This window comes from Mesorhizobium sp. P2_C5_2 (assembly GCF_056404535.1).
In genome coordinates this window covers 26,822-39,779 of the sequence record NZ_JBFUDV010000001.1, presented here as the reverse complement: position 1 = coordinate 39,779, position 12,958 = coordinate 26,822, and the positions used below count along the sequence as shown (strand labels likewise).

Below are 12,958 nucleotides of genomic sequence, written 5' to 3'. Positions count from 1 at the left end.
TATCAGGCGGTTTTCCTTGCGGCGCCTTCGTGGCGTCCCTACGTTCCAGCCTCACTATCAAGGAGTTTTGAATGCCGTTGCCGTCCACCCATGAAGCCCTGATCTACCTGATGGTCATCACGTCGGCTTCCGATCGCGACATGACCGATGTCGAACTGGCGCGCATCGGCGACGTCGTCCGCAGCTGGCCGGTGTTCGAGGATTTCAAGCAGGACAGGCTGATTGCCATTGCGCAGGACTGCCAGAAGATGCTGCATGAAAAGGATGGGTTGGAAGGCGTTCTCGGGCGTGTTGGTGAGGCTTTGCCCGAGCGGCTGCATGACACCGCCTATGCCGCAGCCTTCGAGGTTGCCGCCGTCGATCTCGAAATGCGTATGGAGGAGGTTCGGGTGCTGCAGCTCATCCGCCGCCAGCTCGATCTCGACACCCTGACCGTCGCGGCCATCGCGCGCGGCGCGAAGGCCCGCCTGCGCACGCTCACCTGATATCAGCAGGCCTCAGAAGAAGCTGACCGGGGCCGGATCAGAAGAAACTGACTGGGAAATAGCGCAAATAGAACTCGGCGAAGGTGCCCTTCACCGAAATCTCCTGCAGCGCGTAGTCCATCGCTGCGGCGAGTGCCGGATCGCCGGCCCGGGTGGCAATCGTCATGCCGGATCCTAGATATTCCGGTGCCAGATAAGGGCCGCCGGCGAAGCGGCAGCAGCCGGCCGCGTCCGTGCCGCCCAGCCAGAAGGAAAAGCGCATCCCGTCGCCGAAGGCGGCGTCGATCTTGCTGCTTTTCAAATCGCTGTAGAGGTCTTCAGGGCTGTTGAAGGGGACGATCTGCACCGTGCCGAAATAATCGCGCAGCATCTTTTCATGCGCCGAACCGGCCAGCACACCGACCCGCTTGCTGCGCAATTTGTCGAGGATCGGCTCGGCGAAGGCCTTGGCTTTCGGCATGATGAAGCGCGCCGGAAACTGCAGATAGGAACGCGAAAAACTGTATTTCGCCCGCGTTTCCGGCGTCGCGGCTATGCCGGCGATGATCGCCTCGCCTTCGCCCTTCTGCAGCGCGTCGTCGAGTTCGGCCCAGGGCAGCGCCTGGATCTGGCATTTGTCGGCGATGTCGAGTTCGGCGCAAATCGCCCGCGCCAGGTCGATGTGGAAGCCGGACAGCCGGCCAGCGCCGTCGAGAAAGTTGAAGGGCGGGAAATCGGTCGTGGTAAGGAATCTGAGCCTCGGCAGTGCCGAAAGGTCCGGTTTCGGCAGCCGCTCCTTGGCATCCCAAAGCACCGGCACCTGCGGTTCCGTCGCCCGCGCTGCGCCGGCAAACGGCTGCACTCCAACCAGCATCGAGAGCAAGGCGATGGCAATCCAGCGAGATATCACGAAAAAACTCCGCCCGTTCTGCCGTTGGCTTTTGATACGAAAACGACGCGCGTACAATTGTTTTTGATTTCAAAGGGCCAATTTCGGGTTATGCTTTAGTGAGGTTGCAAATAGCCGCGCAGAGTCGGTCCGAGGGCAAGCGGTCGCTGCGCTAAAAAAACCAAGTATGCGGCTTGCAATCCGGGGTTGATGGCGAAGTGCGGATTAGGCACGTAACATCGGTCTCAAGAGCGGTAGGCAACATGGGGTAGATGTTGCGATGGGTTATTTTGACCGGACACTTGAATATATTGACCGGGTGCAGCGTGCCGGCACGTCGGCTGCGGTATGCGAGCAGCTACTTAGTGTCACCTCGAATTTCGGATTGACGGCCCTGATAGCCGCAACGGTGCCGCAGCCCGGTACACCAAGCAGCCAGACGAAGGACCATGTGCTGCTCTGCGATTGGCCTAGCGAATGGCTGGAGCGCTACTTATCGCGCAACTACGTCGACCACGATCCGGTCGTCAGCCATTTGAAGCAGTTTCGGGCGCCATTCCAATGGCGCGAAGCCGTTCAAAGCATGCCCGCCGACAAGAGCAGCGACGAGGTGATGCGCGACGCCCGCCAGTTCAAGCTGCGTGACGGCCTCGCCTTCCCGCTGATCACGCTCGAAGGCCAGATCGCGCTGGTTTCGCTGGGCGGTGAGGCGGTCGAATTGTCCGACGCTGAATTCGCAATGGTCTCACTGGCCTCCACCTATGCCATCGGCCGCGCCATGCAGCTTCAAACGACGGCCGGTAAAACGATCGATCACATTGAATTGACGCCGCGCGAGCGCGAATGCCTGCAATGGGCGGCGGTCGGCAAATCCGAGTGGGAGATTTCGCAGATCCTCGGCATCTCGGAGCATACCTCTGAGAAACACCTTCTCAACGCCAAGACCAAACTGGGCGCCGTCAACCGCGTGCAGGCAGTCGCCGAGGCAATCAGGCACGGCTATATCAGCTGACGAATGCATGTCGTTGCCTCAAAACCGGGGCCACTTTTGAGCGACATGCATTAATATCTTCAGGGAAGACCGATCCTATCGTCGTCTCAAGACGACCAACGCATGTCGTTGTCGCAAAACCAAGACCGCTTTTGCGCGACATAAAATAATACTTTCTTAACGCCAAAAGCAGACTCGGCGCCAACAGCAGGGCGCAAGCCGTCGCGGAGGCGATTAGGCGCGGCTATATTAGCCATGTCGGCTAGGCAGCCTAGAAATCCTTGCCAACACCTTCGCGCAATTTTTTCGGGAAAGCCCGGCCGTATCTTCCTCTTAAGCCAAGGAGACGGCTAGTGCTATTTACCCTTACCACTCAACAACTGATGGAGCGACCCGACCTGTGGGAGGCGGTCCATCGCCTGCGTTACAAAGTCTTCGTCGATGAGATGCAGTGGACCGATCTCGCCCGCCCGAACGGCCTCGAAATCGATCAATTCGACCATGATGAGGCCGAGCATCACCTCATCATCCGCAATGGCGAGCTTGCCGGCTATCTGCGCATGCTGCCGACCACGCGGCCGCATCTCCTGAGCGATGTGATGCCGGAACTCTGCGAGGGAAACCGCCCTTCGGGACCGAATGTCTGGGAGCTCACCCGCTACGCGGTGGCGCCAGGCTTTCGCGATGGCAAGCGCGGCGTGTCTACGGTCGGAACCGAGCTGATCGCCGGCTTCGTCGAATGGGGCCTTGCACGCAATATCAATCAGGTCATTATCGAGGTCGAGCCGGTGTGGGTGCTGCGGACGCTGCAGTTGCACTTCCTGGCGACGCCGCTCGGTTATCAGCGCAGCTATGGCACCCAGCAGATCGTCGCCACCTTGCTGACCTTCAACGAACACACGCTCGATGTCGTGCGCTCGCGCCGCAACCATCACGCCCCGGTGCTGGCCAGAGGAACGCCCGACATGCTCGGCATGCGGCAGGCGTCGTGAGATCGGAGAAGGCAAAGCGAGGCCGCTGGCCAAAAGCTGGGTGCCGCACTTTTGCAGAAGCGCTCAAAGGGCGATACGGACGTTTTGTGCGACCGCATCGATGATGAGATCACGCTGTTCCAGCAGGCGCTGCGGGACGACACCACGCTGAGGCAGCGGATCGCCCGCCTGGCGTCCTAGACAGGCAACAGAGCCCGCCCCGACATCGGGGTGGGCTCTGTAATTTCAGCCTCTGCCTATCGAGGCCAGTCTCTATTTCTCCAGGAATGACGGCCCTTCGCCGATGATCTTCTTGTCTTCCTTGCCGATGGCGTCGAGATCGCGCCCATCATAGGGCAACGACAACAGGATGCGCCGCATGACGGCCAGCCGCGAGCGTCGTTTGTCGTTGGCCCGCACGATGATCCATGGCGCGAACTGCTTGTGCGTGCGCTCGACCATCTGGTCGCGGGCCTTGGTGTAATCGTCCCATTTGGTGATGCCTGCAATGTCGATCGGCGAGAACTTCCAGTTCTTCAGCGGAGACCAGCGGCGGTCGTGAAATCGTTCGAGCTGGGTTTCGCGGCCGATGTTCAGCCAGAATTTGAAGAAATAGATGCCTTCATTGGAGATCATCCGCTCGAAATGCGGCGTCTCGTCGAGGAATTTCTCATGCTGTTCCGGCGTGCAGAAGCCCATCACCGGCTCGACGCCGCCGCGATTGTACCAGGAGCGGTCGAATGTGACGAATTCGCCTGATGTCGGGAAATGGTCGACATAGCGTTGGAAGTACCACTGCCCGACTTCGGTCAGCGTCGGCTTGGTCAACGCCACATTGCGCGCGGTTCGAGGGTTGAGATACTGGCGCAGCACGAAGATGGTGCCGCCCTTGCCGGCGGCATCTCGCCCTTCGAACAGCGACATCACCCGCTTGCCGGTCGCCTGCAGCCAGGCCTGCGCCTTGACCAGCTCGATCTGCAGCCGCTCCAGTGTCTCGTCGTATTCCTCGCCCTTCATCTTCTTGTCGTAGGGGTAGTCGCCGGCAGTCAGTTTGTTGTCCTCGATCCAGTCCGGAAGCTCGGGATTCTCGATATCAAACTCCCGCTCCTTGCCGTCGATCCTGATCTTCAGCGGACCCTTTGCCGGCTCCGCGGCGGGACTTTCCTTGGTTTTTTTCATCGAGACGAACCTTTCCAGCTTGCGGACTCATGCTATGGGGAGGCACTACAGCGCCGCGCGTCCCGTTTGGACGCGCAAAGGACGCTGTAGCACTTTGATTTTGCGCATGATCCTTTCCGAAAATCGATTCCGATTTTCGGGGTCATGCGGCAACCCGGTCCAGCGGAAGTTTCGGCCGGCCGGCGCAAGGGCTCGGGACGCGCGAATGGCCGACATTGGCACAGAGCGGAAAACGACAGTGCAAGCCGTAGCCGCCCGGCTGTGGAACGGCCGCTGGCTGCTCGCCGCCGGCATCGTCGCGGTCGCGGTCGTCTATGGTTTCGCCGGCATGTCCGTTTATGTCGTTCTGCTCGCCTGTGCGGTGCTGCTTGCTGCCGCGATGCTGCCGACCGGTGGCGCCAGCCAGTCCATCCAGAGCGATGCTGCGATCGAGGCGAGCGGGTTGCAGCGGCTTTCCGGCGAATATCTTGCGGCCGCCGTCGCCGATCCGCTCATCATCTTCGACCGCACCGCCACCATCGTCCACGCCAACGCCGCCGCTTTCGCCGCCTTTGGCGGGATCGCGCCCGGCCTGTCGCTGTCGCTGAAATTCCGCGCTCCCGAAATGCAGGCCTTGCTGGACGGCGTGCTGTCGGGAAGCGTCGCCTCGGATGCGGTCGACTACACCGAGAAGCTGCCGGTCGAACGCGCCTACCGGGTCAGTGCGTCCTCGGTCGGCCACGCCACCGATCTCTTTGTGCTGGTGTTCAAGGACCAGAGCGAGACGCGCCGCATCGACCGCATGCGCGCCGACTTCATCGCCAATGCCAGCCATGAGCTGCGCACCCCGCTGGCCTCGATTTCCGGCTTCATCGAGACGTTGCGCGGCCCGGCCCGCAACGATCCGGCGGCCCGCGAGCAGTTCCTGCAGATCATGCAGAACCAGACCGGCCGTATGGCGCGCCTGATCGACGACCTTCTTTCGCTGTCGCGGCTGGAAATGAAGCCCTATCTGAGACCGGGAACCGAGGTCGATCTGCGCCAGACCATCGACAGCGTCATCGACTCGCTCGGCCCGCTCGCCAGGGAGAACGGCGTCGTCATCGAGCGCGACTATGCCGAGGGGCCGCTCGACGTGCCCGGAGACCGGGACGAGCTGTTCCAGGTGTTCGAGAACCTGTTGGAAAACGCCTGCAAATACGGCCAGCCGGGTGGGCGCGTCACGGTGTCGATCGCCGGGGGCGAGGCCGGTCCCGAACCGGGCATCGACGTCACCATCAGGGACTATGGCCCTGGCATTCCCGAAGAGCACATTCCGCGCATCACCGAGCGCTTCTACCGCGTCGATGTCGAGAGCAGCCGCACCCAGAAAGGCACCGGCCTTGGCCTATCCATCGTCAAGCACATACTGACGCGTCACAACGCCAGACTTTCGATCAAGTCGGAAGTTGGCAAGGGCGCGGCGTTCACGGTCCATTTGCCGGCGCGCTGAGGCAGTACTATTTGCTAACTGCCTGTTTCTTCTTTCTGTCATCCGGCTAGCGTATCAGCACAGGATTCGAGGAAACGACTCAAAAGGCCAAGGATTCCAGGCCAAGGATTCAGGAAGGCATTTCGTCCATGCAGTCCGTACACATCGTCAGCGCCTATGACGAAGAGCTGAAATACCTGTCGAAACGCATCGCTGCGATGGGCGGGCACGCCGAGCGTATGGTCGAACAGGCGATCCAGGCACTGGTCAATGCCGACCCGGGCCTCGCCCAGAAGGTCATCCGCGATGACATTGTCCTCGACGAGGGCCAGCGCGAAATCGATGACAAGGCCATTGTCATTATCGCCAAGCGCCAGCCGATGGCGACGGATTTGCGCGAGATTGTCGGCGCCATCCGTATTTCCGCCGATCTCGAGCGCGTCGGCGACCTCGGCAAGAATGTCGCCAAGCGAGTGGTGAGCGTCATCGACGGCCGCCAGCCGACCAGCCTGTTTCGCGGCCTCGAGGCGCTGGCCGATCTGGCACTGACCCAGCTAAAGGAGGTGCTCGATGTCTACGCCTCGCGCTCAGTCGACAGGATAGGCTTCGTGCGCGACCGCGACGACCAGATCGACGCCATGTACACCTCGCTGTTTCGCGAGCTCCTGACCTACATGATGGAAGATCCGCGCAACATCACGCCGTGCACGCACCTGCTGTTCTGCGCCAAGAACATCGAGCGCATCGGCGACCACGCCACCAACATCGCCGAGACCATCTATTACATCGTCACCGGCGACCAGATGCCGGCCGAGCGTCCCAAAAGCGACAAGACCGACAAGGTGGCGCTTCCGGCGGCGCTGCCGGTGAAGTGATCGCGCCCCCCTCGAACGCTTAATCATATTGCGCTAAACTATCGCAGCGTTAAGCTTCTCAGGCCTATTGAAGGTTCTGCGTTCGGAGGCTGCGATGGAATATGTCCGAGAGTTCAAGCCGGCGCCGGCATCGTCCGGCATCATCGCGTCGAGCGTCTACACCGCCGGCAAGCGCATAGCCGACATCCCGATCGAAGAGGCCGGCGAATGGGCGAAGAAATCGGGCCATGTCGTCTGGATCGGCCTGCTCGAACCCGACCGCGAGCTGTTGCTGCGCGTCAAGGCGCAGTTCCATCTGCATGAGCTGGCTATTGAGGACGCCGAGCATCCGCACCAGCGGCCCAAGATCGAGCAATATGGCGATGCCCTGTTCATCGTCGCCCGCACCGCCCAGCTGATCGACGGCCGCGTTACCTTCGGCGAAACCCACCTGTTCGTCGGCTCAGGCTATATCGTCAGCGTCAGGCATGGTCCCTCGACCTCCTATGCCGCCGTCCGTCAGCACTGGGAAAGCTGCCCGCATTCGCTGGCCAAGGGCGAGGATTTCGTCCTCTATGCCATTCTCGACTTCATCGTCGACAATTACATGCCGGTGCTCGAGCAGATCGAGGACGAGGTCGAGGCGATCGAGGACAGGGTCCTGCTGAAGCCGATGACCGGTCCGGACATCGAGCGGCTCTACATGCTGCGCCGCGATCTGTTGCGTCTGCGCAATGCGGCACTGCCGCTGGTCGAGGTCTGCCGCCGGCTGACCAGCGCCGACCTGCCGCAGATCCATAGCGCCATGCATCCGTTGTTTCGCGATGTCACCGACCATATCCGTACCGTGCAGGAAAAGATCGACAGCCTGCGCGAGGTTCTGGCCTTCGCCTTCGAGGCCAGTCTGCTGGTTGGCCAGAGCCAGGAAACGGCGAATACCAAGAAGTTGGCGTCATGGGCCGCCATACTGGCGGTGCCGACGGCGCTCGCCGGCATTTACGGCATGAATTTCGATGACATGCCGGAACTGAAGATGGAATACGGCTACCCGGTGGTTCTGACCGCGATCGCCTTGATCTGCTCGTTCCTGTACTGGCGGTTTCGCAAGAACGGATGGCTGTGAGGGTAGGCAGTAGGCAGTAGGCTTAATAAGATAGCGCCTCACGAGCGCTCTCCCTCCCTACTGCCTATTCCCCAATCCCTATTCCCTAACTACCGGCTCCGCCGCCGCTCCGAAGCCGGCTGGAACGCCACCCTTGCGTGGTACTTGCAGTAAGGTCCGGTTTCGGCGGCCTCGTTGCCGCAGAAGTTGAAGTCTTCCGACAGCGGATCGCCATTCGGCCATTTGCAGGTGCGCTCGGTCAGGTCGGTGAGCTGCAGGTGCCTGGAGATCGGCACGACGACGTTTTCGACCGGGCGGATGTAGTGGCGAGCCACCGGCTCGGCGTCGAACTGTGTCTGCAGCGCGGTGGCCCCGATCGACGTCGTGACGTGGCGCTGCGTGGTTGCGGCGCGCGAGACCGACTTCTGGATCGAAGATCCCTGCGCCGTCTTCTTCTGGCGCGCCGGCGTTGCGGTCGAGCGTCCGCGGCCCGATAGCTTCAGCCTGTGCACCTTGCCGATGACGGCGTTGCGGCTGACCCCGCCAAGTTGGGCGGCGATCTGGCTTGCGCTCAAGCCCTCCGACCACAGTTTTCTGAGAAGTTCGACCCGCTCGTCAGTCCAGTTCATGAGACCGCGCTCCTGCTAAGCGTGCGGCAGCCGGAATCCATTCCCGACCCGGCAACCTTTGCCGGGGCAGACACCACATATATTAGGTGATTAGGTCCGCCGCACGAAATCTAGTTATTTCCCGACTACAATTACCTCATGTGTTGACTCGGTGACAAGAGTCCCAGGTGCAACACGAATCGGTTTTTTCGGTTTTCCCCAACTTGCCCGGTCGCTTATGAGCCGGCGTCTCGTCGGGAGCTTGCCGCGCGCCTCTGCACGACGTTTTCGTTGACTTCATGGCCGAAAAACACGATAAGCCGCACAAGGCCGCCGCTTTGGCGGCTTTTTTGATTTTCCGGTACCGGAGACGCATATAATGAGCGGTTCGGCGCTTTACGAGACCTTTGCTCGCGCACCCTTGGCCTTCGACCACGGTGAAGGCACCTGGCTGGTTACCGACAAGGGCGAGCGATATCTCGATTTTGCTGGCGGCATCGCGGTCAATTCGTTGGGCCACAGCCATCCGCATCTGGTCTCGGCGCTGACCGAGCAGGCGGCCAAGCTCTGGCACGTCTCCAATCTCTACGAGATCCCTGGGCAGACCCGGTTGGGCGAGCGGCTGGTCGAGGCCACTTTCGCCGACAAGGTGTTCTTCACCAATTCCGGCGCCGAGGCGCTGGAATGCGCGATCAAGACGGCGCGGCGCTGCCAGTTCGTCAAGGGCCATCCCGAGCGCTTCCGCGTCATCACCTTTGAAGGCGCCTTCCATGGCCGTACGCTGGCGACCATCGCCGCCGGCGGCCAGTACAAATATCTCGAAGGCTTCGGCCCCAAGGTCGAGGGTTTCGACCAGGTCGGCTTCGACGACATCGATGCCGCCGAGAAGGCCATTACGCCCGAAACCGCTGCGATCCTGATCGAGCCGGTGCAGGGCGAGGGCGGTATTCGCCCGGTGCCGACGCAATCCCTGAAGCGGCTGCGGCAGCTCTGCGACCAGCACGGCCTGTTGTTGATCTTTGACGAGGTCCAGTGCGGCATCGGCCGCACCGGCAAGCTGTTCGCGCATGAATGGACCGGCGTGACGCCCGACATCATGGCGATCGCCAAGGGCATAGGCGGCGGCTTCCCGATGGGCGCGTGCCTCGCCACCGACGATGCCGTCGTCGGCATGACGGCAGGCGTGCACGGCACCACTTTCGGCGGCAATCCGCTGGCGATGGCGGTCGGCAATGCGGTGCTCGACGTGGTGCTGGAAGACGGCTTCCTCGAAGACGTCCAGCGCAAGGCGTTGCTGATGAAGCAAGGGCTGGCAGGCGTCGCCGACGAGTTTCCCGATGTCATCGAAGGCATCAGGGGCCTAGGCCTGATGCTCGGCCTGAAATGCGCCATGCCCAACACCAAGGTCAACATGGCGCTGCGCGACCAGCGTCTGCTGGCGGTGCCGGCCGGCGATAACGTCATTCGCCTGCTGCCGCCGCTCACTGTCACCGACGCCGAGATCGGCGAGGCGCTAGATCGTATCCGCGCCGGCGCCAAGGGCCTGGCCGACGCCATCACCGCGGCCGCCGCGAAGTAACCCCGGAACCATTCCTGATGTCACTTCGCCATTTCACCGATCTTTCCGCCGTTTCCGAAGGCGATCTGCGGTTCATGCTGGACGACGCGGTGGTGCGCAAGGCGCGCCTCAAGGCCGGCGAGCGCACCAAACCGCTCGAAGGCAAGGTGCTGGCCATGATCTTCGACAAGCCGTCAACGCGCACGCGCGTTTCTTTCGATGTCGGCATGCGTCAGCTCGGCGGCGAGACCATCATGCTGACCGGCACAGAAATGCAGCTCGGCCGCTCCGAGACCATCGCCGACACCGCCAAGGTGCTGTCGCGTTATGTCGACGCCATCATGATCCGCACCACGTCGCATGAGCGGCTGCTCGAGCTGACCGAGAACGCCACCATTCCGGTCATCAACGGGCTGACCGACGATACCCACCCCTGCCAGCTGATGGCCGACATCATGACCTTCGAGGAGCATCGTGGTCCGGTTGCCGGCAAGACCATCGCCTGGACCGGCGACGGCAACAATGTGCTGCATTCGCTGCTCGAAGCCTCGGCGCGGTTCCGCTTCAACCTCAATGTCGCCGTGCCGGAAGGCAGCGAGCCGGCGCAGAAGCACATCGACTGGTCGAAGACCAATGGCGGCAAGCTGCATTTCACCCGCTCGCCCGAGGAAGCCGTCGACCAGGTCGATTGCATCGTCACCGACTGCTGGGTGTCGATGGGCCAGGAACACCGCGCCCGCGGCCACAACGTCTTCTCGCCCTATCAGGTCAATGCGGCACTGATGGCGAGAGCCAAGCCCGACGCCCTGTTCATGCACTGCTTGCCGGCGCATCGCGGCGAGGAGGTGACCGACGAGGTCATCGACGGGCCGCATTCGGTGGTCTTCGATGAGGCCGAGAACCGGCTCCACGCCCAGAAGGCGGTTTTGGCCTGGTGCTTGGGCGCGTGAAGTGTCTGGGCGCTTGATCTGCGGGGGCGCGATGCCTATTTGCGCCGCATCACGCAAATCAAGCGCGTTTTGGACGCATGTGCCCCTCCGGGCCACATGGCCGCGCCCTGGAGCTTTGTCATGTTGGAAACGTATCAAGTGACTGAACATCACCCCAAACTCGGCGAGTTCGGCTATGCCGGCGACGATCACGTCGTGCCCTTCGAGGTCGGCCCGCTCGACGTGCGTGGCCGCACCGTGCAGCTCGGGCCGATGCTCGACGCCATCCTCAGCCGCCACGACTATCCCGAGCCGGTTGCCCGCCTGCTGGCGGAAGCCTGTGTGCTGACGGTGCTGCTCGGCACCTCGCTCAAATTCGAGGGCAAGTTCATCCTGCAGACCCGCACCGACGGGCCGGTCGACATGCTGGTCGCGGATTTTTCCACGCCCTCGGCATTGCGCGCCTATGCGCGCTTCGATGCCGACCGGTTGGAAGCTTTGGTGGCCGCCGGCGAGACCTCGCAGCAGACGCTGCTGGGCAGCGGCGTGCTGGCGCTGACCATCGACCAGGGTGCCCACACGCAGCGCTACCAGGGCATCGTCCAGCTTGACGGCGAGACGCTGGAAGACGCCGCGCGCACCTATTTCCGCCAGTCGGAGCAGATCCCGACCGATCTCAGGCTTTCGGTGGCCAAGCTTCTGACGCCAGGCCCCGGCGGCGCGCGCGAACAGTGGCGCGCCGGCGGCATCCTGGCGCAGTTCCTGCCGCAGTCGCCGGAGCGCATGCGCGTGCCAGATATTTCGGGCGGCGACGGCGATCCGCGCGATGTCACGCATGAACCGGCCGACAATTCATGGCGTGAGCTGGTGGCGCTGCTCGGCACCATCGAGCCGACCGAACTGATCGACCCGACCATCGGCGCCGAACGGCTGCTCTACCGGCTGTTCCACGAACATGGCGTGCGCGTCTTCGGCGGCGTCCCGGTCGCCGACCAGTGCTCCTGCTCGCGCGACAAGATCCGCGGCATCCTCGAAGGCTTCTCCGCCGAAGAGATCAAGGAGAGCACTCAGGATGGCGGCATCCACGTCGCCTGCGAGTTCTGCTCGACGCAGTACGACTTCGATCCAGCGGAATTCGCGGCTCAGTAAGCTCTCTTCCTTCTCCCCGTTCTACGGGGAGAAGGTGCCCGAAGGGCGGATGAGGGGCAGCGCTGACTTCGGCGAATGGCTGTGGGCACCGTTGTATCCAGGGAAGATAGTCTCACCAGTCCGGCGCCGCCATTTGCCCTGCCGGGCGTTCGTCACTCGAAAGCCAAGCAATTGGCTTTTCGTCCGCTTCGCGGACCATTCCTCAACTCCCCGTGAACGGGGAGAAAGAGGCTAATTCACTGTCCGCCTTGTCCCCGGCAAATCCAGCGAAAACGCCGGAATAGCGATGTCGAACGTCTCGCCCCTTTTGTTGCGCATGGTGTAGTGCCCGACCATGAAGCCCGACGGTGTCGAGAGCGGGCAGCCGGACGTGTATTGATAGCTGTCACCGGGATTGAGTTCGGGCTGGTCGCCGACCACGCCGGCGCCGCGCACCTCCTCGACCCGGCCGCTGCCGTCGGTGATGTGCCAGTAGCGCGACATCAGCTGCACGAACTCGTCCGACTGGTTGTCGATTGTCACCTGGTAGCCCCAGACATAACGGTTCTCCTGGGGATCGGAGCGATCCTCCAGGTAGAACGGTCTGACCTGCACTTCGATGTTGCGCGTGACGGCGCGGTACATGGGCTGCTCCAAACGACACCAACGGATCTGTCGGCGCTCTTGCCGTACTCCCGGATTAGGGCCTCACGCGCAGGTGCCGAACAACAATGTCATTTAAGTGACACATGACAATGATGGTGTGCGCAAACCGTGTCGGGCGACTCAGCGCTCTGTCGAACTGTTGAAAACGGCCCTTCCTGGCCGCTTTTTT

The 12,958-nt window shown here is 62.1% G+C and carries 14 protein-coding genes; 10 read left to right on the top strand and 4 right to left on the bottom strand.

The genetic code is table 11. From position 1 onward, the window contains the following. The first annotated feature begins 71 nt into the window (after window positions 1-71). Entirely contained in the window at window positions 72-485 is a 414-nt protein-coding gene (locus AC1D1B_RS00200) for a tellurite resistance TerB family protein (protein ID WP_477328740.1), read from the top strand. A gap of 37 nt (window positions 486-522) precedes the next feature. On the opposite strand, the gene AC1D1B_RS00195 is transcribed toward AC1D1B_RS00200, so the two are convergent. Further along, a complete protein-coding gene (locus tag AC1D1B_RS00195; protein ID WP_477330481.1) occupies window positions 523-1,338 on the bottom strand; it encodes a transporter substrate-binding domain-containing protein in 816 nt (271 codons plus the stop codon). A gap of 295 nt (window positions 1,339-1,633) precedes the next feature. Here AC1D1B_RS00195 and AC1D1B_RS00190 point away from each other — a divergent pair, with 295 nt between their 5' ends. The 3 genes from AC1D1B_RS00190 to AC1D1B_RS00180 all read left to right on the top strand — a co-directional run bounded on the left by AC1D1B_RS00190 (window position 1,634) and on the right by AC1D1B_RS00180 (window position 3,516). Then, window positions 1,634-2,365 (top strand): LuxR family transcriptional regulator, encoded by a 732-nt coding sequence (locus tag AC1D1B_RS00190; protein WP_477328739.1) that lies wholly within the window; start codon window positions 1,634-1,636, stop codon window positions 2,363-2,365. A 332-nt stretch (window positions 2,366-2,697) separates the two neighbouring features. Continuing rightward, window positions 2,698-3,336, top strand: a complete 639-nt coding sequence (locus AC1D1B_RS00185; RefSeq protein WP_477328738.1) for an acyl-homoserine-lactone synthase — start codon at window positions 2,698-2,700, stop codon at window positions 3,334-3,336. Between the two features lie 51 nt (window positions 3,337-3,387). After that, window positions 3,388-3,516 (top strand): hypothetical protein, encoded by a 129-nt coding sequence (locus AC1D1B_RS00180; RefSeq protein ID WP_477328737.1) that lies wholly within the window; start codon window positions 3,388-3,390, stop codon window positions 3,514-3,516. Between the two features lie 72 nt (window positions 3,517-3,588). Here the strand turns inward: AC1D1B_RS00180 and ppk2 are convergent, their stop codons facing one another. After that, window positions 3,589-4,494 carry a polyphosphate kinase 2 gene (gene ppk2 / locus AC1D1B_RS00175; protein ID WP_477328736.1) on the bottom strand — a complete coding sequence of 302 codons (906 nt, stop codon included), beginning with the start codon at window positions 4,492-4,494 and terminating at the stop codon, window positions 3,589-3,591. A gap of 205 nt (window positions 4,495-4,699) precedes the next feature. Here ppk2 and AC1D1B_RS00170 point away from each other — a divergent pair, with 205 nt between their 5' ends. The 3 genes from AC1D1B_RS00170 (at window position 4,700) to AC1D1B_RS00160 (ending at window position 7,921) form a co-directional block, all read left to right on the top strand. After that, window positions 4,700-5,965, top strand: coding sequence for an ATP-binding protein (locus AC1D1B_RS00170; protein ID WP_477328735.1), 1,266 nt, complete (start codon window positions 4,700-4,702; stop codon window positions 5,963-5,965). A 128-nt stretch (window positions 5,966-6,093) separates the two neighbouring features. Beyond that, the gene (gene phoU, locus AC1D1B_RS00165; protein WP_477328734.1) at window positions 6,094-6,819 is read left to right on the top strand and encodes a phosphate signaling complex protein PhoU; all 726 of its coding nucleotides are present in this window, start codon (window positions 6,094-6,096) and stop codon (window positions 6,817-6,819) included. Between the two features lie 94 nt (window positions 6,820-6,913). Continuing rightward, window positions 6,914-7,921: a magnesium and cobalt transport protein CorA gene (locus AC1D1B_RS00160; protein ID WP_181056252.1), complete on the top strand. Its 1,008-nt coding sequence runs from the start codon at window positions 6,914-6,916 to the stop codon at window positions 7,919-7,921. 89 nt (window positions 7,922-8,010) lie between these two features. Here the strand turns inward: AC1D1B_RS00160 and AC1D1B_RS00155 are convergent, their stop codons facing one another. After that, window positions 8,011-8,529: a GcrA family cell cycle regulator gene (locus AC1D1B_RS00155; protein ID WP_477233711.1), complete on the bottom strand. Its 519-nt coding sequence runs from the start codon at window positions 8,527-8,529 to the stop codon at window positions 8,011-8,013. A gap of 358 nt (window positions 8,530-8,887) precedes the next feature. Between AC1D1B_RS00155 and AC1D1B_RS00150 the strand changes: the two genes are divergently transcribed. The 3 genes from AC1D1B_RS00150 to AC1D1B_RS00140 all read left to right on the top strand — a co-directional run bounded on the left by AC1D1B_RS00150 (window position 8,888) and on the right by AC1D1B_RS00140 (window position 12,144). Continuing rightward, complete coding sequence (locus AC1D1B_RS00150; protein WP_477328733.1) at window positions 8,888-10,087, top strand: acetylornithine transaminase; 1,200 nt, start codon at window positions 8,888-8,890, stop codon at window positions 10,085-10,087. Between the two features lie 17 nt (window positions 10,088-10,104). Next, a complete protein-coding gene (gene argF / locus AC1D1B_RS00145; RefSeq protein ID WP_477264115.1) occupies window positions 10,105-11,016 on the top strand; it encodes an ornithine carbamoyltransferase in 912 nt (303 codons plus the stop codon). A 96-nt stretch (window positions 11,017-11,112) separates the two neighbouring features. Further along, complete coding sequence (locus AC1D1B_RS00140) at window positions 11,113-12,144, top strand: Hsp33 family molecular chaperone (protein WP_477264117.1); 1,032 nt, start codon at window positions 11,113-11,115, stop codon at window positions 12,142-12,144. 231 nt (window positions 12,145-12,375) lie between these two features. Here the strand turns inward: AC1D1B_RS00140 and apaG are convergent, their stop codons facing one another. Continuing rightward, window positions 12,376-12,768 (bottom strand): Co2+/Mg2+ efflux protein ApaG, encoded by a 393-nt coding sequence (gene apaG, locus AC1D1B_RS00135; protein WP_142868334.1) that lies wholly within the window; start codon window positions 12,766-12,768, stop codon window positions 12,376-12,378. Between the last annotated feature and the right edge of the window lie 190 nt (window positions 12,769-12,958).